The organism is Streptomyces diastatochromogenes, from assembly GCF_002242805.1.
GTDB classification, from domain to species: domain Bacteria; phylum Actinomycetota; class Actinomycetes; order Streptomycetales; family Streptomycetaceae; genus Streptomyces; species Streptomyces diastatochromogenes.
This window is the reverse complement of the sequence record NZ_MCGQ01000022.1, coordinates 139620-159537: the sequence shown is the minus strand read 5'-3', so window position 1 is coordinate 159537 and position 19918 is coordinate 139620. Positions and strand designations below refer to the sequence as shown.

Here is a 19918-nt window from a genome sequence, read left to right as displayed (position 1 = left end):
GCAGCCTGACCTGAACAAGGAGCAGCACCATGTCCGACTCCCCGAACCTCGCTCTCGTCCGCCGGCTCTACGACTCCGGCATGGCCCCGGACGTGGTCGCCGAGGTCATCGACCCCGAGATCGTCTGGGACATCACCCCCGGCTTCCCCTACGGCGGCGTCTACAAGACCTGGGCGAGCGCCGGCGGCGACTTCTTCGGCCGGCTCGCGCCGCGCTTCACCTCCTTCGGCGCGGTGGCCGAGGAGTTCTACGACGCCGGGGAGCACGTCTTCGTGCGCGGCCACTACCACGCGGTGTCCAAGTCCGGACAGGAGTCGGACGCGCGCTTCATCCACCTGTGGACGGCTCGCGACGGCAAGCTCACCCACCTCGTCCAGGCCGCCGACAGCCACGTCGTCCAGCAGGCCGCGAACAACTGACCGCCCGCACTCACCTCTGGGAGCACCCCATGGCGAAGATCCTCTTCCTCATCACGGCCGCCGACCACTGGACCCTGGCCGACGGGTTCGAGCAGCCGTCCGGCTTCTGGGCCGAGGAGGCCATCGGTCCGTACGGCGTCTTCAAGGAGGCCGGCTACGAGATCGCTGCGGCCACCCCGGGCGGCGTCCCGCCGACCGCCGACGCGCTCAGCCTCACGCCGGACTTCAACGGTGGTGAGGAGGGCGCCGAGCAGATGAAGACCGCCCTGCGCGAGGCCACCGAACTGGCGAACCCCATCCGCATCGAGGACGTGAACATCGACGACTACGACGCGGTGTTCGTCCCCGGCGGCTGGGGCCCGATGGAGGACCTGTCCGACGACCCCGCGGCCGGCAAGCTGCTGAGCGACTGGCTCGCCTCCGGCAAGATCGTGTCGCTGGTGTGCCACGGCCCGGCCGCGCTGCTGTCCACGGTGGACGCCGACGGCAAGTCCCCGTTCGCCGGCTACCGCCTCACCGGTCTGTCCAATTCCGAGGAGATCCAGAACGGCCTCGCCGACCGGGCCAAGTGGCTCCTGCAGGACCGTCTCGTCTCGGACGTGGGCGCGGACTACCGCAAGGGCGAGGAGAACTTCGCTCCCCACCTCGAGGTGGACCGCACCCTCATCACCGGCCAGAACCCCGCCTCGGCCGTCCCGCTGGCCCAGGAAGTCGTCAAGACCCTCGGCTGACACCCCCGCACCACCGCTCAAGGAAAGAGCGGTACCGAGGGACAGCAACGCGACTCTCCCCAGCGTGGGCCAGACCTGGCCGGTGGACCTCGGCCCGGACACCCCGCTCGGCCACTTCACGTTCGTCCAGCTCCACGGGGAGTGGACTCGCGTCCGCTGATGCCGCAGAGCAGCGCGTCATCCTGAGAGTGAGGGCTTCCAGGGACAGATCTCTCCCCCTGACAACACCGCTCTCCGATGTCAGGGTGATGGCATGAACCGCGATCCTCACCGTCACGATCTGGGGGCATTCCTCAAGGCGCGCCGCGCCGAGCTCGACCCGGCCGCCGTCGGACTGCCCGACGGCGGCCCGCGTCGCGTCGCGGGCCTGCGCCGTGAGGAGATCGCCGTACTGGCGGCCATCAGCACCGACTACTACGCGCGCCTCGAACAGGGCCGTATCCAGCCCTCGCCGTCCGTGCTGGAGTCCCTGGCCCGGGTGCTGCACCTGGACGACGATCAGCGCGCCTATCTGTACGAGCTCGCGGCCAAGGACGAGTTCCGCCCTCCCCGCCGGCAGCCGCGCCCCAAGGTGCAGCCGCAGCTGCAGCGCATGCTCGACGACATGGCGCACACCCCCGCCTTCGTGATCGGACCGCGTACCGAGATCGTTGCCTGGAACGCCATGGGCGCCGCCCTGATCACCGACTTCGGAAAGATCCCGGAGAAGCAGCGCTACTACATAAGGCTGCTCATCACCGATCCCGCGATGCGCGAGCTGTACGCGGACTGGGAGGGCGTCACCGGGCTGGCCATCGCTCAGATGCGGATGCACAACACGAACAACCCCGGCGACGCGCAGCTCGCCGCCCTGGTGGGCGAACTCTCGCTCCGCGACGACCAGTTCCGCCAGTGGTGGGGCGCCCACAACGTCGCCGTCAGGGACACCGGGACCAAGCACTTGCGCCACCCCGTCGTGGGGGATCTGCATCTCGACTGGAACGCCGTCACCTGGGCCGCCGACCCCGACCTGCAGATCATCGTGTGGACCGCCGAATCCGGCACCCCGACCCACGACAGCCTGCACCTGCTGGCGTCCTGGGCGGCGGACCCGAGCCACGCGGTCAGGAGCAGCTCCGCCTGACCGCCCCGGCTATTCCCTTCAGAGGGGGAGCCTTTTCTCCTACGCACCCCGCGCGTAGGAAGAGGCTCTCCCTTTTTCGTGTACGGCATCCCCTGGCACGCTCGTCACGAGGCCGACCGCGCCGCGCGTCCCCGCCCCCGGTCCGGCCCTCTTCCGACCGGTTCCTCAGCGCCGAGGCGTCCGACCTGCCTGCTCATCCGCCAGGAAAGAGATCCACCTCCCCATGTCCCTGACCCAGTCCCGTCCCGGGACGCTGCCCTCGGCCGCCCCCGAGCCGCGCTGGACAGCCCGCCTTTGGGCCGTCCTCGCCGTGCTGTGCCTGGTGCTGTTCCTCGACGGCCTCGACGTCTCCATGGTCGGCATCGCCCTGCCCTCCATCGGCCACGACCTCGGCCTGGCCACCGGCTCGCTGCAGTGGATCGTCAACGGTTACGTCCTCGGCTACGGGGGACTGATGCTGCTCGGCGGCCGTACCGCGGACCTGCTCGGCCGCCGCCGGGTCTTCCTGATCGCGCTGGCCGTCTTCGCCGCCGCCTCGCTGCTCGGCGGCCTCGTCGACGACGGCACGCTGCTGATCGCCACCCGCTTCGTCAAGGGCCTCGCCGCCGCGTTCACCGCTCCCGCCGGCCTGTCCATCCTCACCACGACCTTCCCGGAGGGCCCGCAGCGCAACCGGGCCCTGTCGGTCTTCAGCCTCTTCGGCGCCCTCGGCTACTCCTCCGGTCTGATCCTGGGCGGCCTGCTCACCGGGATCGGATGGCGGTGGACCTTCCTGATGCCGGTCCCGCTCGCTCTGCTCGCGCTGGTCGTCGGCCTGTTGCTGATTCCGCGCGACCGGCGCAGCGAGACCGGCGGCCAGGACCCGGCCGGCGCGGTCACCCTCACCGCCGGCATGCTGCTCGCCGTGTACGCCGTGGTCACCGCTCCCACCACGGGATGGACCTCGGCGGCGACGCTCGGCGCCTTCGGCCTCGCCGTCGTCCTGCTGCTCGGCTTCGTCCTGATCGAGAAGCGGGTCCGGTACCCGCTGGTCCGCTTCGGCATGCTGCGCCAGGCCACCACGGTCCGGGCCAACCTCAGCATGATCGCGCTGATGGGCTCCTACATCAGCTTCCAGTTCATGATGACTCTCTTCCTGCAGGACGGGCGCGGCTGGTCGCCGTTGCGCATGGCGTTCGCGCTGCTGCCCGTAGGCCTGATCGTCGCCGTCGGATCGCCCCTCGTCGGACGGCTCGTCGACCGCTTCGGCACGGCACCGCTGATCATCGCCTCGATGACCTCGCTGACCCTCGGCTACGTCTGGTTCCTGGCCACGGCCGGCTCCTCCCCCGACTACCTGCTCGCCATGCTCCCGTCCCTGATCCTGCTCGGCGGCGGCTTCGCGTTCGGCTACAGCGCGATCATGGCCCAGGCCACCGAGGGCATCGACGACTCCGAGCAGGGCCTCGCCTCCGGTCTGGTGCAGACTTCCGGCCAGGTGGGCGCCGCCCTCGTCCTCGCCGTGCTCACCGCCGTGCTCGCCGGAGCGGGCGGCGGCGACTTCACCGCCTACCGGCCCGGCCTGAACCTGGTCACCGGGGTCGCGGCGGTCGGACTTCTCCTGAACCTGGTCCCCGTGCTGCGTATCCGGCGACGCTGAGACCTGACATACGGAAAGCCGCTCCGGGGATGTCCCCAGGGCGGCTTCCCGTCAGCTGTGGAGTTCCTTCGGCTGATGTGATCAGCGGACGTGGTCGTCGAACCAGGCGACGGCGACCTCGGGGTGCTCGCTGAAGTAGTTGTAGCCGTCGAAGCGGCGGGAGGTGCCGTAGATCCAGTGCATACCGAGGGAAGCGGCGACATATCTCCTGTTCCGGGTCACACAGAAGTGGTCGGAAGCCGGTGGCCGCAGGTTTCCGGCCCAGTTGCCGTGAAGTCGGGAACTCGGTGGGGCGGTCGCACGACTACTGGGACGTGGGACAGACCAGATGGCGATCACACGGGGCTCGGGAGCTGCTCTCCTGGCCCTCGGGCGATCCGGTCGCACTGGACGTGCGGCTGCGTGACGTCCGCTGCCGAGCCGGTGTGAGGGCGGAGATCCGGGGCGTGCACCTCGAGGTACTCGCGGGGGAACGCGTCGCGCTGACCGGCGCGGCGGCGGCCCCGGCCCGTACGGCGCTCCTGCGCGCGGTGGCCGGGCTCCACCAGGTGAGCGGTGGTCAGATCACCGTGGGCGGACGGGAGAACCGGAACCCCGCTGAAAGGGCGTGGCGCAACAGGGCCTGCGCCTGGCTTCCGCGGGTGACCGTGGCTCCCGGATCCATGGCGCGCGCCGGCACGATGCCGTGGCGCGACGCAGGGACCACGCGTGGGGAGCTGCAGTTTCTGTCCATGGCACGGGCGATCGGCTGTGTGACGGCGGGAGCAGGCGTGCTGCTGGCGGACCATCCCACCGAGGGGCTGGAAGGCGCCGACCGGAACGCCCTCGCGCAGCTCCTCGCCGAGTCGCCCGTCACGGTGCTGGTCGCGACCGACGACCCGGTACTCGTCTCTCTCTGCGACCGTTCGGTGGACCTGGCCCCGGCGGTCCGGCACGAAGAGGCAGGCCCGACGTCGGCATGGCCCCCAGGGGCGAGCGGAAGCGTCAATTCCCCTAGGCGCGCGGCACGCTGACCGAAAGTCGCGGGAACTCGCTCGGACTCCTGTCCGACCACTGATGCGACGGCGCGGCACGACGCACGGTCGCGGCATCAGCCAGGAGGGCCTCATGACACCCGAGATAGAGAACGCGTTCGCGGCGATCAGAAGCGATCACGGTGCGGAATCCCTCAGCAGGGTGGAGCAGATGCTGGAACCTGGAGGGGGAGGGCCACGGCATCCGCTCCAGAAGGGAGCCAAGTGGATCCTGCCGGGTCTCTCGCCCACTCCGTGGCACGATCCCTACGCCTATCCGGAACTGACCCCCGTCGTCGAGGCGCTGGAATCCGCTCATCCGGTCATCAAGGGCGAGCTGAACTCGGCCTGGGCGGTCCACCGGGAGGCATTTTCCGACTACGAGCACTACCTGACCCGGCAGCACAACTGGCAGGCTCTCTACCTTTACCGTGGTGGGGCCTTGGTCGAGGATTCGGCTGCGACCGTTCCGACCGCCTACAAGGTGCTCCAGGAGTTCGCCGTCGACACGGAGGCGATATGCCCTCTCCTGGAATGCCACTTCTCCACCTTGCTCCCCGGGGCATCCATAGCCCCGCATTGCGACCTGTGGAACTTCAGCATCAACCTGCATCTCGCCGTGGACATCCCCGACGGGTGCGGCATCACCGTCGCCGGTGAGACCCGTACCTGGCAGGAAGGTCACTGCCTGCTCTTCGACTACTCCTTCGAGCACGAGGCGCGCAACGACGGCGATCGTCCCCGCACCTGCCTCCTCATGGACCTCTGGCACCCGGAAACAACCATTCCGGAACGGCAGGCGCTGGTGGCCCTCATCTCGGAAATCAGGCGACTGATGGGAGACGGCTGAACGCCTGAAACTCCCGGAAAAACGAACCGACAGTTCTGCGCTGTCGGTTTTCAGTGCTGCCCGAAAAAGTTAATTTCCACCCCTGGGGAAGTCGACAGGGGGGCCATTCTCAAGGTCTCTTCGGGGTGCTATCGTGACCGAAAATGATCGACGGATTCGATATTCGTCTCGTTTTCTATTTCTTTTCTTCTGGTGAGGGGGACCGGACGATGTCGGCACGACTGCCCCTTCTCGTCCTGGCGCTGGCCCAACTGGTCATCGCCCTCGACTACAACATCGTCTACGTGGCTCTCCCCGACATAGGCGCGGGCCTCGGCTTCTCGGAGCACGATCTGCAGTGGGTGGTCAGCGCCTACGTCGTCACGACCGGCGGCTTCCTGCTGCTGGGCGGCCGGGCCGCCGATCTGCTCGGCCGGCGCCGGACGTTCGTCACCGCGGCACTGATCTACGCGGGTTCCTCACTGGTGGGCGGGTTCGCCCAGACCCCGGGAGCACTGGTCGCCGTGCGGGCGGTCCAAGGCATCGGCGGATCCCTGCTGTTCCCGGCCACCCTGTCCCTGATCAACACGATCTACGCCGAAGGACCCGACCGGAACCGGGCCTTGGCGGTCTGGGGTGCCGCGGGGGCCGGAGGTCTCTGCTTCGGTTCCCTGCTCGGCGGGTTGCTGGTGGAGGGGTCCGGCTGGCCGTCGGTGTTCTTCGTCAACGTCCCCGTGGCGGCGGCGATCGCGTGGGCGGGCCGGGTGTTGTTTCCCGCGGACGCCCCGCGGACCGGAGCGCGCGGATTCGACATGACCGGCGCGCTGACCGGGACCGGCGGCATAACCCTCCTGGTGTTCCTGCTGGTTCATGCGCCCGAGGCCGGCTGGACCAGCCCGTCCGCCCTGGTGAGCGCCGTGCTCTCGCTGACGCTGCTGGCGCTCTTCGCCCTTGTCGAGACGCGTTCGCGTGATCCGCTGGTGCCGATCCGGCTGTTCAGACACCGCGGGCTCGTCGGTGCGATGGCGGTCACGGCGGTCTACAGCGCCACCTTCAGTTCCCTGCCGTACTTCCTGACCCTCTACTTCCAAACCGTGCGCGGCTACAGCGCGTTCGCGACCGGCCTCGCCTTCCTCGTCCCGGCCGTGGTGGTCGCTGCCGGAACCCAGGTGGGAGAACGGGCCGTTGCCGTCGTCGGCGTACGCCGCATGCTGGTCGGCGGCATGGCCCTCGGCGCGGCCGGAGCCGCCGCCCTCGGCCTGGCGCTCACCGAGCACGGCTCGTACCCCCTGCTGCTGCCGGGCATCGTGCTGCTGGGCCTGGGCCAAGGGGCTGTCTGGACCGGCATGTGGATCACCGCCGCCGCCGGTGTCGAGCCCGACGACCAGGGTGTGGCGTCGGGGCTCGCCTCCACCAGCCTCCAAGTCGGTGGCGCGGTGGGTCTCGCGGTGCTGGTGGCCTTGGCCGGTGCGGTCGGCCCGCACCCGGCGGACGGTACCGCGCCGGCCGGCATCAGGGCCGCCGTGTTCGCGATAGCGGCCGGAATCGCCTGCGGCGTGCCGCTGACCCTCGCCGTGCGCAGAACGACCACGGGTCCCTAGACCGCTCCCGCCGTCCCCCTCCCGTCCCGGTGCCCCCGGAACTCCCCACACCTGGAGATCAGCCATGCCCACCCACTCGCCCGGTCCACCCGCCGCCGTCCTGTGCGGACTTGCCGGATGGGTGCCAGCCCGCGTCGTCACCAACGACGAGCTCGCCGAGCGGCTCGACACCGACGACACCTGGATCCGCACCCGCACCGGAATACGCCGCCGCCATGTCATCGAACCCGGCGAGGCGACCTCGGACCTGGCCGTCGCGGCCGGGCGCCGTGCCCTGCGCCATGCCGGAGTCGCGTCCGTCGACGCGGTGATCGTCACCACGACCACACCGGACCGCCCCTGCCCCGCCACCGCCCCCGCCGTGGCCGCGCGGCTGGGCCTGGCCGGGGCCGCGGCCTTCGACGTCGGAGCGGTGTGCACGGGCTTCGTGTACGGCCTCGCCACCGCCGCCGGCCTGATCACGTCCGGCGTCGCCGATCGGGTCCTGCTCATCGGCGCGGACACCTACTCCACCATCGTGGACCCGCTGGACCGCGCCAACGCGATCATCTTCGGCGACGGCGCGGGAGCCGTGGTCCTGCGAGCCGGGCAGGCCGACGACCCCGGCGCGGTCGGCCACTTCGACCTCGGCAGCGACGGTGCGCACGAGGACCTGATCACCGTCACCGCGGGCGGTTCCCGCCAGCGTTCGACCGGCGGCGAAGTACAGCACCGCGACCGGCACTTCGCGATGCGCGGCAACGAGGTCTACCGCCACGCGGTGACCCGCATGGCCCAGTCCGCGCGCGCCGTCCTGGACACGGCGGGCTGGAAGACCGACGACGTCGACCACTTCGTGCCCCACCAGGCCAACCTGCGCATCCTGCACTCCGTCGCCGACGACCTGGGTCTGCCCAGGGAACGCTGCGTGACCAACGTCGACGCCGTCGGCAACACCGGCGCCGCCTCCATCCCGCTCGCCCTGGCCGACGCGGTCGCCCGGCAGGCGATCCGCCCCGGCGACCGGCTGCTGCTCACCGCCTTCGGCGGCGGCCTCACCTGGGGCTCCTGCCTACTGACCTGGCCCGACATACAGCCCGTACCCGCCGACCCGTACGACCGAGGAGACGAAACCGCCTCATGAGCACGACCACCTACGACCAACTCGTGGCGATCCTCGCGAAGTTGCACGACGCTCCCGCCGACCGCTTCACCCCCGAGGCCACCTTCGCCGAACTGGACGTCGACTCGCTGACGATGGTCGAGATCAGCATCCGCATCGAGCGCGACCTCGGCGTCACGGTGCACGACAGCGAACTGCGCCCCACCCTCACCCTCGGCGGCACCGCGGCACTGATCGACGCCAAGAAGGCTCGCTGACCTCCCACGAAGGAAGACACCCATGAAGATCACCGAACAGCTCGGCTCGGCCCTCGGCGCCACGGTCGAGGACTTCGACCACACCAGCGCCTCCGACGCGGACGTCGAGACACTCAAGCAGACCGTCTACACGAAGAAGATCGCCGTCCTGAAGGGGCAGGACCTCTCTCCCCAGCAGTTCCTGGACCTCGGCAAGCGCCTCGGCCGCCCCGAGACCTACTACGAACCGATGTACCACCACCCCGAGACCAAGGAAATCTTCGTCTCCTCCAACGTCCCGGAGAACGGCAAGCAGATAGGCGTGCCGAAGACGGGCAAGTTCTGGCACGCCGACTACCAGTTCATGCCCGACCCCTTCGGCATCACGCTGATCTACCCGCAGGTCATTCCGCAGCGGAACCGCGGCACGTACTTCATCGACATGGGCCGGGCCTACGAGAGGCTGCCCCGGGACCTGAAGAAGGAGATCGCCGGCACGTACTGCCGTCACTCGGTCCGCAAGTACTTCAAGATCCGCCCGCACGACGTCTACCGCCCCCTCTCCGAGATCATCGAAGAGGTCGAGCGCAAGACCCCGGCCGTCAGGCAGCCGACCACCTTCACTCATCCCCTTACTGGTGAAACGGTTCTGTACATCAGCGAGGGCTTCACCATCGGCATCGAGGACGCGAACGGCACGCCACTCGACGAGGAACTGCTGGGGCGCCTCTTCGAAGCCACCGGCCAGCTCGACGACACCTTCGAACACGACAACATCCACCTGCAGAGCTTCGAGCAGGGCGACCTGCTGATCTGGGACAACCGCAGCCTCATCCACCGCGCCCGGCACACGACCACCCCGGAGCCGACCGTCTCCTACCGCGTCACCGTCCACGACGAGCGCAAGCTGCACGACGGGATACGGGTGCCATGACCACACCCGCCGCCGACCGCTCGTACGCCACCGACACCGCCCTGCTCGCGCGCGTCCTGGTGCCGTACAAGGAGCACTGCAAGTACCTGAAGTCCGCCGAGGTCACCGTCGGCCACGAACACACCTCGGCGCGCTGTGAGTTCGCGATCCCCGAGTCCTGCTACATCGACGACACCGGGCACCTGAACTCGGTCGAGGTCAACATCGCCTACAACCAGATGATGTACTACCTCGTCGCGAAGTCCGTGCAGGAAGGACTCCTGGCAGGGTTCGAGGACTGGACCCTGGACGACTTCTGGCGACACCAGCTCCCGGACATCCTCATCGCGCGGTTCGCGGGCACCTTCCGGCGGCCCGTCAACCCCCGCTCGTTCTCGGGGGAGATGGCGTTCCTGTCCGTCACCCGGCGCATGCCCGGCGGCGGCAAACCGTTCCTCCATGCCGAGACCTCGTACCGCTACTGGGACGCCGACGGCGGCCGGTGCGACGGCGAGGCGACGCTCGCATTCGTCAACGTCCGCTGAGCCATCGAAGGGACCGCCCATGGAGCCCATGGAGACGCTCGTCCAGACCACCCGCTTCCATGCCGACCACCGGCCCGACGCCCCGGCCGTGCTCTGCGAGGACCGCAGCCTGTCGTACGCCGAACTGCACCGCGAGAGCAACCGCATCGCCCACGCGATCCGGGCCGCCGGACTCACCGAGGGCGACCGGGTGGCGTACCTGGGCAAGGAGTCCGAGCACTACTACGAGATCCTCTTCGGCTGCGCCAAGAGCGGCACCGTCCTGGTTCCCGTCAACTGGCGGCTCGCCGCACCCGAGGTGAGCCACATCCTCCGGGACTCCGGCACCCGACTCCTCTTCCTGGAGGAGGAGTTCGCGCCGATCGTGGAGCGCATGCCGGCAGCGCCGCCCGAGACGGTCGTACCCCTCGGCCCGGACTTCGCGGCCTGGAAGGCCGGACATCCGGACACCGAGACGAAGATGGACGCGACCGCCGACACCCCCGTGGCCCAGCTCTACACCAGCGGCACCACCGGGCTCCCCAAGGGGGTCGTGCTCGCGCACCGCAGCTTCTTCGCCATCCGTGCGGCCCTGGCCCGCGAGGGGCTCGACTGGATCGACTGGCGGGAGGGTGACATCGCCTTCGTCGGCATCCCCGGATTCCACATCGGCGGCCTGTGGTGGGCCACGCAGAACCTCAGCGCGGGGACGACGATCGTGGCGATGCGCGCCTTCGCCGCCCGCCAGGCCGTCGACCTGATCCGCGACCTCGGCATCACCACCGCCTGCGTTGTTCCCGCCATGCTCCGCATGATGCTCACCGAACCAGGGATCGGCGCCAAGGACTTCACCACCCTCCGCAAGACCGTCTACGGCGGCTCCCCGATCTCCGAGAGCCTGCTGGAGGAGAGCCTCGCCGTACTGGACTGCGAGTTCGCGCAGATCTACGGGCTCACCGAGACCGGCAACACCGCCGTCTGCCTGCCACCGGCCGACCACGTCCCCGGCGGACCGCGGATGCAGGCCGCGGGCCACCCCTATCCGGGTGTCCGGGCCAAGGTGATCGACGACGAGGGCCGGGAACTGCCGTCGGGCGAGATCGGCGAGGTCTGCCTGCGCACCCCGGCCCGGATGGTGGAGTACTGGGGCCTGCCCGACAAGACCGCGGAGACCCTGGTCGACGGATGGATCCACACCGGCGACGCCGGGTACATCGACCGGGACGGCTACATCTTCATCCGTGACCGGATCAAGGACGCCATCCTCGTCGCCGGCGAGAACGTCTACCCGGCGGAGATCGAGAACGTGCTGGAGAGCCACCCGGGTGTGGCCGAGGCGGTGATCGTCGGAGCCCCCGACGAACGCTGGGGCGAACGGGTCCACGCGTTCGTCGTCCCCGTACCCGGGGACCAGCCGACCCCGCGGGACCTGCACCGCTTCCTGGTTCCGCGCCTCGCCGCCTTCAAGCTGCCGTCGGCCTACGAGTTCATCGACCACGTACCGCGCAACCCCAGCGGCAAGATCCTCCGCCGCGAACTGCGCGACCGCTTCTGGGGCGACTCCGCCCGCAAGGTCAACTGACGCAGCCGACAACGTCGTGAAGAACACCGTCGTAGACCGTCGTAGAGAGAACCCCCATGCCTGAATCCCTCACCCTGGAGAACTTCCGCGCCGACCTCGCGGAGTTCCTGTACCTGCGGCCCGACGAAGTCGACCTGGACGAGAGCCCGCTGGACGCAGGACTGGACTCCCTGCGCATCGTCACCCTGCTCGAACGGTGGCAGGCCGCGGGCGCGGACGTCAGCTTCGTGGACCTCGCCGAGCGCACCTCCTTCGCCCAGTGGTGGCAGCTGCTGACCGAGCGGCAGGGAGGTGCGGCACGTGCCGACACCTGAGCCCTCACCCCGTCACCCCCTGCTGGCCGCCCAGGAAGGCATCTGGACCGGTCAACAGCTCGACCCGGACAGCCCCGCCTACAACACGGCCGAGTACGTGCGCATCGACGGACCCGTCGACGCGGCCGTCTTCGACACCGCGCTCCACCACGTGGTCGCCGAGACAGAAGCCCTCAACGTCACGTACGTCGTGGATGGTGAAGGCCGTCCCTGGGAGGCCGGGACCCCGGCGGACGGCTGGCAGCTGCACACCGCCGACCTCACCGCCGAACCGGACCCGCACGCGGCCGCGCTCGCCTGGATGGCCGCGGACATGGCTCGCCCCGTGGACCTCACCCGCGGCCCCGTGTTCGGCCACGCCCTGCTGAAGACGGGGAGCGACCGGTACCTCTGGTACCACCGCGTCCACCACATCGCCCTCGACGGATTCGGCCTCTCCCTGGTGGCCCGTCGGGTGGCCCAGGTCTACACGGCCCTCGTGGCGGGCGAACCCGTACCCGACAGCGGTTTCGGCACCCTGGAGTCCGTACGCGCCGAGCAGGGTGCCTACCGGGAGTCCGCTCGCCACGCCAAGGACCGGGCCTACTGGACCGACCGCTACGCCGACCGCCCCCCGGTGGCCAGCCCGGCCGGCCGCTCGGCGCTGCCCGCGCGCACCTTTCACCGCCGCGTCACGGACCTCGACGCCGCCCGGGCCGACGCCCTGCGCACGGTCGCCCGTGAGCTGTCGGTGACCTGGTCCGAGGTGCTGCTCGCGGCGACCGTGGCCCACCTGCACCGGGTCACCGGAGCACCCGAGATCGTCCTGAGCCTGCCGGCCATGGGCCGTCTCGGCTCCGTCTCGCTGCGGGTACCGGCCATGGTGCGCAACATCCTGCCGCTGCGGGTCGCCGTCTCCGCCGACGACAGCCTCCGCGACCTCGCGGCCCGCGTCTCCCGCGAACTCCGCGCCGGTCTCCCGCACCAGCGCTATCGCTACGAACAGCTCCGCCGTGACCTGAAGCTGGTGGGGGGACAGCGCCGGCTTTCCGGGCCCGGCGTCAACATCATGCCGTTCGAGTACGACCTGCGGTTCGCCGGGCACAGCAGCACCGTCCACAACGTCTCCGCCGGTCCCGTGGACGACCTGGCGGTCAACGTGTACGACCGCTCCGACGGCACCGGCCTGCGGATAGCGGTGGACGCCAACCCCGACCTGTACACGGAAGCCGAAGTCACCGCCTTTCAGGAGGGGTTGCTCGCACTGCTCGCCGAGGCGGTGGCCACCCCTGACCGGCCTTTGCATCCGCCTTCCGTACCGGTCCTGGACGGCGGGCCGCTGCCCGCCCCGGTCCGCCCGGTGCTGAGCCTCATCGCCGATCATGCCGCCCGCCGGGGCGGAGCGGTCGCCGTGGAGCATGCCGGGGACAGCGTCACCTACGCCCAACTCTTCGGCAGTGCACGCGACATGGCCCGCGGCTTGGCCGCCCGGGGCATCGGCCGGGGCGATCTGGTGGCCGTGGCGCTGCCCCGGGGCATCGACGCCGTCACCACCATCCTCGGCGTGTTGCTGTCGGGCGCGGCCTACTGCCCCCTCGACCCGGCCGCCCCCGCCGACCGGACGGCGCAGCTGCTGAGCGCGGCCACGCCCGCCCTGGTGGTCACGACCGACGCCGATGCGAGCGCGTACACGGGTACGCCCGTACTCACGGTCGACCAGCCGGACTCGCCCCTGGGCCCGACCCCGCCACAGCCGTCACCCAGGGACCCCGCCTACGTCATCCACACCTCCGGCTCCACCGGCCGTCCCAAGGGCGTCGAGATAAGCCACAGTGCCCTGGCGCACTTCGTGGCAGGTGCCACCCATCGCTACGGGCTGCGCCGTAAGGACCGGGTCCTGCAGTTCGCGCCCCTGCACTTCGACGCCAGCGTGGAGGAACTGTTCCTCACCCTGTGCGTGGGAGCCACCCTCGTCGTCCGCACCGACGAGATGACGGAGTCGGTCCCGCGGTTCCTGGACGACTGCGCACGCCTGAACGTCAGCGTGCTGGACCTGCCCACCGCCTACTGGCACGAACTGGCCTACGCGCTCTCGACAGGCACGACCGTCCTGCCCGAGGGAGTGCGGGCCGTCGTCATCGGCGGCGAGGCGGCGCTCCCCGAACGCGTCGAACGCTGGCGCAAGGCCGTCGGCACGTCGGTCGAACTGTTCAACACGTACGGCCCGACCGAGGCAACCGTGGTCGCCACCGTCGCCGACCTGCACGACCCCGCACTCGCCCCCGGCGACGTACCGATCGGACTGCCGCTGCCCGGCACCCGCGCCGCCGTCGTCGGCGGGGAGCTGTACCTCTTGGGCGACAACCTGGCCCTTGGCTACCGGGCGGCCGGCGCTTCCGAAGACGCCCGGTTCGCCCCCCTCGCCGCACTTCCCGGAGGCCCCCGCTCCTACCGCACGGGCGACCTGGTGCACATCGGCGAGGACGGGCAACTGCGGTTCCTGGGCCGGGCGGACGAAGAGTTCAAGATCAGCGGCCATCGGGTGCATCCCGCCGAGGTCGAGAGCGCCCTGCTGAGCCATCCTCGGATCCGCGAGGCAGCGGTCGTCGGACAGTCCTTTCCGGACGGCACCCGGCGCCTCGCGGCCCATCTGGTCGCGGACTCCCCGGCTCCGTCCGCCTCCGAGGTCCGGGACCACCTGCGGGCGAAGCTGCCCGCGGCGATGATCCCCTCCGCCGTCGCACTCCACGACCGCCTGCCCCGAACGGGCTCCGGCAAGATCGACCGACCCGCGCTGAGCGCGCCCGCCGAGCTGCGGGCTCCTTCCGCCGGCAGCCCGCTGGAGCGAACGATCATCGGCATCTGGCAACAGATCCTCGGTGCCGACGATGTCACCGCCGCCGACGACGTCTTCGTCCTGGGGGCCCAGTCCCTCCAGGCCATCCAGGTGGCCAACCGCCTCGGCGTCGAACTGGGCCGCGACCTACGGGTCGCCTGGCTCTTCCAGTACCCCACAGCCGCCGAACTCGCCCGCTTCCTCGACGACCGCACGCCCGCCGCCCCAGGTCTCCCGGCGGCCCTGCTCACCGACACGGCCCTCGACCCGGGCATCCGACCCGGTGCCGGCCGTCGCCCGGACGTGCCCAGGCGCATCCTGCTGACCGGCGCCACCGGCTTCGTGGGGGTGCACCTACTGGCGGAACTCCTGGCCACCACCGAGGCCGAGATCGTCTGCACGATCCGCGCGCGCACCACCGGCGAGGCCATGGACCGCGTCCACCAGGCCCTGGAGCAGCACGGCTTCTCGCTTCCGGAAGCGGCGAAGCAGCGCATCACCGCCGTCCGCGCCGACCTCGCCCGCCCCGGCCTCGGTCTGGCACCGGACGCGATCGGTGACCTGGCCGAGACCTGCGACGCGATCTTCCACAACGCGGCGACGGTGAGCATCATGCGGGAGTACGGCACCCTGCGTGCCGTCAACACCGAGTCCACCCGGCACCTGCTGGGCCTGGCCGCCGCACGCGCCATTCCACTCCACTACGTCTCCACCCTGTCCGTGGCTCCGCCCGCGAGCCACAGCGCGGAGGTACCGGAGGCGTTCCTGCCGCCGCACGCCGGTCTGCGGTACGGCTACCAGCAGTCGAAGTGGGCCTCGGAACGGCTCCTCGAACAGGCCGCCCAGCGTGGCCTGCCCGTCACCGTGCACCGCCTGGGGCGAGTGGTCGGACCTGCCGGCACCGGCTATGTCAACGCTCGTGACTTCCTGTGGAGCGTGCTGCGGGCGGGTATCCCGGCGGGAATCGTCCCGGAGTTGTTCGAGGACGAGATCTGGACGCCGGTGGACTACGTCGCCAGGTCCGTGGTGCATCTCAGCCTCGACGGTGCCGGCCCCGTCTTCAACCACGCGGCCGTACCGAGAGTGCGGCTGAGCGACCTCTACGACTGGGTCGAGGAGTACGGCTACCCCGTTCGACGTATGCCGCTGGCCCAGTGGCGCGACGAGTTGCCCCGCGCGGCGGATGTCGCCGCGACCACGCTCGCCTTCTTCGACTCGACGAGCGAGGCAAGCGGGAGCGAGGCCCCCGACCTGCGGCTCGGGCACGTCCACACCGACCACGTCCGCAAGGGGCTGCGAGGCAGCGGCATCACCTGTCCGTCGATCGGCCGGGACCTGGTGTTCCGGTACCTCGACCGGTGTGTGGCCACCGGGGAGCTGCCCGCACCGGTCGGAACAGAACCCCATCCGGCGCCTCCCGCCAAGTAGTCGGACTTTCCCGGGAACTCACGGCGACGGCGCCACGACTACTGCGACGGAACACCACCGAGCTCTGCAAGCAAGGAGTCAGCATGTCCATCAAACGGCCGGTTGCCACTGCCCTGGCCGCCGCCCTCTGTCTGGTCACGGCGGCATGCGCCGGCTCCTCGACGGACGAGAAGGCGAGCGGCAAGCAGACCGAGGCCGCCGCCTCGAAGACCGGATACCCGGTGACCATCGAGAACTGCGGCCAGAGCGAGACCTTCAAGAAGGCCCCCAGCCGCGTGGTCGTGATGAACGGCGCCTCGGTCGCCGAGGTTTCGACCCTCCTCGCCCTCGGCCTCGGCGACAGGATCGTCGCCAACGAGCAGACCTACGGCATGAGCGAGGTGCCCGGGCGGGCCAAGACGATCAAGGCCCTGCCCACTGGCGACATCAAACTCAACGACGCCTACGACATCCCCCGCGAGGCGATGCTCGGCCTGCGCCCGGACCTGGTGCTGTCCACGACGTCGTACGGCTTCGACGAGAAGAACGGCTTCGCCACCCGCGACCAGTTGAAGCAGGTGGCAGCCAACACCTATGTCTCCCCGCAGGGCTGCACGCAGGACACCTCGAAGATGACCGTCGCCGACAGCTACACGCTGCTGCGCGACATGGGGAAGATCTTCCATGTCTCCGACCGCGCGGAGAAACTGATCGCCGCCTCCGAGAAGCACATCGGCGAGGTCTCCGCCAAGGTCAAGGGCAAGAAGGCGCCCAAGGTGATGGTGCTCTTCTCCAACATGTCCATGGGCGGCAACGACTTCAGCTCCGTCGTCGCCCAGGGCATCTACAACGACATCCTCACCAAGGCCGGCGGCTCCAACGCCTTCGCGTCGGCCTCCAAGACCTCCTTCGCCGACCTGAGCAAGGAGAAGGTGGCCGCCACCGACGTCGACGCGCTCGTCGTCATCGGCTACAACGACCCCCGCCCGGCGGCCTACGCCAAGAAACTGCTGAAGGAGTTCCCCCAGTGGCCGGCCGCGAAGCAGAACAAGTACGTGGTGCTGTCCGACTCGATGTACCTCGGCCCGAGCAACGACCTGGCCGTGGAGAAGATCGCGAAGATGCTGCACCCGGACGCCTTCTGAGCCGCCCGACCCGACTGAGGGTCACCCTCGCCTTCACCCTCCTGCCCGTCGCGCTGATCGTCACCATGATCGTGGCGATCAGCATCGGCGCGGTCACCGTCCCGCTCGGCGACGTGTGGGGCATCGTCTGGCACCACGTCACCGGGCAGGGCGCCTCCGGTGACCTCGCGACCGACCAGATCGTCTGGAACTTCCGCACGCCCCGGGTGGTTCTGGCGGCCCTGGTCGGCGCGGGCCTGGCCGTCTCGGGCGCGGTGCTGCAGACCGTGGTGTCCAACCCGCTCGCCGACCCCATCGTCCTCGGCTTCTCCTACGGCGCCACGCTCGGCGCGGTGCTGGTCATCACCCTGGGCGGTGGCGTGGCACTCGCCGGGCTCGGCGTCTCGGCGGCCGCCTTCCTCGGCGCGGTGGCGGCGGGCACGCTGGTCTTCGCCCTCGGCCAGAAGCGCGGCCGGATGGCCCCCACCCGGCTGGTCCTGGCCGGGGTCGCGGTGGGCTACGTCTTCCTCTCGGCCACGAGCTACGTCCAGTTGCAGGCCACGCCGACCGAGCTGCGGACAGTGATGTTCTGGATGCTGGGCAGCGTGGCCGGCGCCCAGTGGGACCAACTGCCCACGGTGACCGTGGTGGTGCTGGCCGGCACCGCTCTCCTCACGCTCTTCGGACGGCGGCTCAACGTCCTGCTGGCCGGCGACGACTCCGCCACCGCGCTCGGCGTGGACGTCAACCGCCTGCGCGCGGTACTCCTGGTGCTCAGCGCGCTGCTGACCGGAACCGTCATCGCCGTCGCCGGCAGCATCGGCTTCGTCGGCCTGATGATCCCGCACCTGGTCCGGCTCACCCTCGGCGCCGACCACCGCCGGCTCCTGCCGCTGACCGCCCTGCTGGGCGCCCTCTACCTGGTCCTCGTCGACCTGCTCTCCCGCACCCTCAACCGCCCCAACGAACTCCCGCTGGGCATCCTCACCGCTCTGCTGGGCGCTCCCTTCTTCCTGTGGCTGCTGCGCCGCAACAAGGGCCTGGACTGAAGCATGAAACTCACCGTCGACCGGCTCCACATCACCCTGGACCGCAGTCCGATCCTCCGCGATGTGAGCCTGGAGGCCCACAAGGGCGACATCGTCGGCCTCGTCGGCCCCAACGGCAGCGGCAAGTCCACCCTGCTGCGGGCCGTCTACCGCTCACTGCGCCCGGCGGACGGCGTGGTCCGGGTCGGCGACGACGACGTATGGGCGCTGTCCGCCCGCACCGCGGCCCGCCGCACCGCCGCCGTCCTCCAGGACGCCACCGGCAACACCACCGGCCTGACCGTCACCGAGATCGTCGCGCTCGGCCGCGCGCCCCACCACGGCCTGCTGGGGCGCGACGGCGCCGAGGACCACCGGGCCGTGGCCGACGCCATCGAGCGCTGCGGTGTACGACCGTTCGCGGGCCGGGACTACGCCTCCCTGTCCGGCGGCGAGCGCCAACGCGTGCTGCTGGCACGGGCGTTGGCGCAGGACCCTCAACTGCTCGTGCTCGACGAGCTGACCAACCACCTGGACATCCGTGCCCGGTTCGAGCTGCTGGACCTGATCCGGGCCACTGGTGTCACCACGCTGGCGGTCCTGCACGACCTCGACCTGGCCGCCCGCCTCTGCGACCACCTGGTCGTCCTGCACGAGGGAGCCGTGGTGACAGCGGGACCGGTCCTGGACGTGCTGTCCCCGCAGCTCCTGGCCGACGTCTTCGGCGTGCGCGCGCACGCCGAACAGCACGCCGACGGCGTCGTTCGCATCACCTACGCGGCTCAGCCACTCGCCGGTGGCAGTGGTGAGGAGGCCGGTGAGGAGACGCGCGACAACGACGGAGCGGAGGAGGACCGGTCCGTGAAGGCCGGCGAGCGCTGACGCTCGGTCAGACGCCCTTGCCAGCAGGTGCCTCGTACTGAATCCCGGCACACGTCGCTGCGCTCGCCTCCGCACCGCCGAACCGGGTCACCAGGTGCAGCGCCATGTCGATACCGGCCGACACCCCGGCGCTGCTGACGATGTCGCCGTCGTCCACGTACCGTTCCCACGCACGCACGTCGACCGTGCCGTCGATGGTCGTGAGCTTGTCGAGGTAGTGCTGGTGCGTGGTGGCCGGCCGCCCGGCCAGCAGTCCCGCGGCGGCCAGCACCAGTGAGCCGGTACACACGCTCGCCAGTACGGTGCCGCGTTCGTGGAGGCTACGGAGCCAGTGGAGATGCCCCTCGTCGCGCACCAGTGTTCGGGTGCCGTTACCACCGGGATGGACGAGCACGTCAAGCGGCGGCGCCGTGTTCGTGCCGCAGTCGGCGACGAGGCGGAGCCCCTTCGAGCAGACCACCACCGCCCCCGCGTCCGGACCGACGGCCAGGAGCTGCACGGGAGACGACGCGATGTGGGAGGCCCAGAAGCCGAGCACCTCCCACGGGCCCACCACGTCGAGTTCCTCGACGTCGTCGAACAGCAGCACACCGATGGTCAGGGTGTCGGTCACGACCACACCCTAGACGGCGACGG

19 protein-coding genes are annotated in these 19918 nt (G+C 70.1%); 17 read left to right on the top strand and 2 right to left on the bottom strand.

Features of this window, described 5'->3' with window-relative positions; translation table 11 throughout:
* The first annotated feature begins 29 nt into the window (after positions 1 to 29).
* The 4 genes from BEK98_RS25835 to BEK98_RS25820 all read left to right on the top strand — a co-directional run bounded on the left by BEK98_RS25835 (position 30) and on the right by BEK98_RS25820 (position 3912).
* Complete coding sequence (locus BEK98_RS25835) at positions 30 to 419, top strand: nuclear transport factor 2 family protein (RefSeq protein ID WP_094219050.1); 390 nt, start codon at positions 30 to 32, stop codon at positions 417 to 419.
* Positions 420 to 448: 29 nt separating this feature from the next.
* Positions 449 to 1150 (top strand): type 1 glutamine amidotransferase domain-containing protein, encoded by a 702-nt coding sequence (locus BEK98_RS25830; RefSeq protein WP_094219049.1) that lies wholly within the window; start codon positions 449 to 451, stop codon positions 1148 to 1150.
* 253 nt (positions 1151 to 1403) lie between these two features.
* Positions 1404 to 2273, top strand: a complete 870-nt coding sequence (locus BEK98_RS25825) for a helix-turn-helix transcriptional regulator (protein WP_094219048.1) — start codon at positions 1404 to 1406, stop codon at positions 2271 to 2273.
* 223 nt (positions 2274 to 2496) lie between these two features.
* Positions 2497 to 3912: an MFS transporter gene (locus BEK98_RS25820; RefSeq protein ID WP_094219047.1), complete on the top strand. Its 1416-nt coding sequence runs from the start codon at positions 2497 to 2499 to the stop codon at positions 3910 to 3912.
* An 81-nt stretch (positions 3913 to 3993) separates the two neighbouring features.
* Here BEK98_RS25820 and BEK98_RS48035 read toward each other — a convergent pair whose 3' ends face one another.
* Complete coding sequence (locus tag BEK98_RS48035; RefSeq protein ID WP_208643226.1) at positions 3994 to 4134, bottom strand: hypothetical protein; 141 nt, start codon at positions 4132 to 4134, stop codon at positions 3994 to 3996.
* A gap of 92 nt (positions 4135 to 4226) precedes the next feature.
* Here BEK98_RS48035 and BEK98_RS25815 point away from each other — a divergent pair, with 92 nt between their 5' ends.
* The 13 genes from BEK98_RS25815 (at position 4227) to BEK98_RS25755 (ending at position 19282) form a co-directional block, all read left to right on the top strand.
* A complete protein-coding gene (locus BEK98_RS25815) occupies positions 4227 to 4925 on the top strand; it encodes an ATP-binding cassette domain-containing protein (protein WP_208643225.1) in 699 nt (232 codons plus the stop codon).
* Between the two features lie 94 nt (positions 4926 to 5019).
* On the top strand, positions 5020 to 5775 hold the full coding sequence (locus BEK98_RS25810) for an aspartyl/asparaginyl beta-hydroxylase domain-containing protein (protein WP_094219046.1): 756 nt from the start codon (positions 5020 to 5022) through the stop codon (positions 5773 to 5775).
* A 209-nt stretch (positions 5776 to 5984) separates the two neighbouring features.
* Positions 5985 to 7355, top strand: a complete 1371-nt coding sequence (locus tag BEK98_RS25805; RefSeq protein ID WP_094219045.1) for an MFS transporter — start codon at positions 5985 to 5987, stop codon at positions 7353 to 7355.
* Between the two features lie 64 nt (positions 7356 to 7419).
* A complete protein-coding gene (locus tag BEK98_RS25800) occupies positions 7420 to 8478 on the top strand; it encodes a beta-ketoacyl-ACP synthase III (RefSeq protein WP_094219044.1) in 1059 nt (352 codons plus the stop codon).
* Positions 8475 to 8714 carry an acyl carrier protein gene (locus BEK98_RS25795; protein ID WP_094219043.1) on the top strand — a complete coding sequence of 80 codons (240 nt, stop codon included), beginning with the start codon at positions 8475 to 8477 and terminating at the stop codon, positions 8712 to 8714. Before BEK98_RS25800 ends, BEK98_RS25795 begins: the two co-directional genes overlap by 4 nt.
* Positions 8715 to 8736: 22 nt before the next feature.
* A complete protein-coding gene (gene scoE / locus BEK98_RS25790) occupies positions 8737 to 9627 on the top strand; it encodes a (3R)-3-[(carboxymethyl)amino]fatty acid oxygenase/decarboxylase (RefSeq protein WP_094219042.1) in 891 nt (296 codons plus the stop codon).
* Positions 9624 to 10151 carry a (2E)-enoyl-ACP glycyltransferase gene (gene scoD, locus BEK98_RS25785; protein ID WP_094219041.1) on the top strand — a complete coding sequence of 176 codons (528 nt, stop codon included), beginning with the start codon at positions 9624 to 9626 and terminating at the stop codon, positions 10149 to 10151. The genes scoE and scoD overlap by 4 nt, the downstream gene beginning before the upstream one ends.
* A 19-nt stretch (positions 10152 to 10170) precedes the next feature.
* Positions 10171 to 11712 carry a fatty acid--CoA ligase gene (locus tag BEK98_RS25780; protein WP_094219040.1) on the top strand — a complete coding sequence of 514 codons (1542 nt, stop codon included), beginning with the start codon at positions 10171 to 10173 and terminating at the stop codon, positions 11710 to 11712.
* Positions 11713 to 11768: 56 nt separating this feature from the next.
* Positions 11769 to 12026, top strand: coding sequence for a phosphopantetheine-binding protein (locus tag BEK98_RS25775; protein ID WP_094219039.1), 258 nt, complete (start codon positions 11769 to 11771; stop codon positions 12024 to 12026).
* A complete protein-coding gene (locus tag BEK98_RS25770) occupies positions 12013 to 16269 on the top strand; it encodes a non-ribosomal peptide synthetase (protein ID WP_094219038.1) in 4257 nt (1418 codons plus the stop codon). The genes BEK98_RS25775 and BEK98_RS25770 overlap by 14 nt, the downstream gene beginning before the upstream one ends.
* An 83-nt stretch (positions 16270 to 16352) precedes the next feature.
* Positions 16353 to 17393: an ABC transporter substrate-binding protein gene (locus BEK98_RS25765; protein ID WP_094219037.1), complete on the top strand. Its 1041-nt coding sequence runs from the start codon at positions 16353 to 16355 to the stop codon at positions 17391 to 17393.
* Between the two features lie 65 nt (positions 17394 to 17458).
* On the top strand, positions 17459 to 18421 hold the full coding sequence (locus BEK98_RS25760) for a FecCD family ABC transporter permease (RefSeq protein WP_094219036.1): 963 nt from the start codon (positions 17459 to 17461) through the stop codon (positions 18419 to 18421).
* Positions 18422 to 18424: 3 nt separating this feature from the next.
* Positions 18425 to 19282, top strand: a complete 858-nt coding sequence (locus tag BEK98_RS25755) for an ABC transporter ATP-binding protein (protein WP_094219035.1) — start codon at positions 18425 to 18427, stop codon at positions 19280 to 19282.
* A 7-nt stretch (positions 19283 to 19289) separates the two neighbouring features.
* Here the strand turns inward: BEK98_RS25755 and BEK98_RS25750 are convergent, their stop codons facing one another.
* Entirely contained in the window at positions 19290 to 19895 is a 606-nt protein-coding gene (locus tag BEK98_RS25750; protein ID WP_094219146.1) for a DJ-1/PfpI family protein, read from the bottom strand.
* Positions 19896 to 19918 lie beyond the last annotated feature (23 nt).

What these genes read in the sequence shown, in the direction of transcription:
- BEK98_RS25835 (WP_094219050.1), top strand. Translation starts at nt 30, where the DNA reads ATGTCCGACTCCCCGAACCTCGCTCTCGTCCGCCGGCTCTACGACTCC.
- BEK98_RS25830 (WP_094219049.1), top strand. Translation starts at nt 449, where the DNA reads ATGGCGAAGATCCTCTTCCTCATCACGGCCGCCGACCACTGGACCCTG.
- BEK98_RS25825 (WP_094219048.1), top strand. Translation starts at nt 1,404, where the DNA reads ATGAACCGCGATCCTCACCGTCACGATCTGGGGGCATTCCTCAAGGCG.
- BEK98_RS25820 (WP_094219047.1), top strand. Translation starts at nt 2,497, where the DNA reads ATGTCCCTGACCCAGTCCCGTCCCGGGACGCTGCCCTCGGCCGCCCCC.
- BEK98_RS25810 (WP_094219046.1), top strand. Translation starts at nt 5,020, where the DNA reads ATGACACCCGAGATAGAGAACGCGTTCGCGGCGATCAGAAGCGATCAC.
- BEK98_RS25805 (WP_094219045.1), top strand. Translation starts at nt 5,985, where the DNA reads ATGTCGGCACGACTGCCCCTTCTCGTCCTGGCGCTGGCCCAACTGGTC.
- BEK98_RS25800 (WP_094219044.1), top strand. Translation starts at nt 7,420, where the DNA reads ATGCCCACCCACTCGCCCGGTCCACCCGCCGCCGTCCTGTGCGGACTT.
- BEK98_RS25795 (WP_094219043.1), top strand. Translation starts at nt 8,475, where the DNA reads ATGAGCACGACCACCTACGACCAACTCGTGGCGATCCTCGCGAAGTTG.
- scoE (WP_094219042.1), top strand. Translation starts at nt 8,737, where the DNA reads ATGAAGATCACCGAACAGCTCGGCTCGGCCCTCGGCGCCACGGTCGAG.
- scoD (WP_094219041.1), top strand. Translation starts at nt 9,624, where the DNA reads ATGACCACACCCGCCGCCGACCGCTCGTACGCCACCGACACCGCCCTG.
- BEK98_RS25780 (WP_094219040.1), top strand. Translation starts at nt 10,171, where the DNA reads ATGGAGCCCATGGAGACGCTCGTCCAGACCACCCGCTTCCATGCCGAC.
- BEK98_RS25775 (WP_094219039.1), top strand. Translation starts at nt 11,769, where the DNA reads ATGCCTGAATCCCTCACCCTGGAGAACTTCCGCGCCGACCTCGCGGAG.
- BEK98_RS25765 (WP_094219037.1), top strand. Translation starts at nt 16,353, where the DNA reads ATGTCCATCAAACGGCCGGTTGCCACTGCCCTGGCCGCCGCCCTCTGT.
- BEK98_RS25760 (WP_094219036.1), top strand. Translation starts at nt 17,459, where the DNA reads ATGATCGTGGCGATCAGCATCGGCGCGGTCACCGTCCCGCTCGGCGAC.
- BEK98_RS25755 (WP_094219035.1), top strand. Translation starts at nt 18,425, where the DNA reads ATGAAACTCACCGTCGACCGGCTCCACATCACCCTGGACCGCAGTCCG.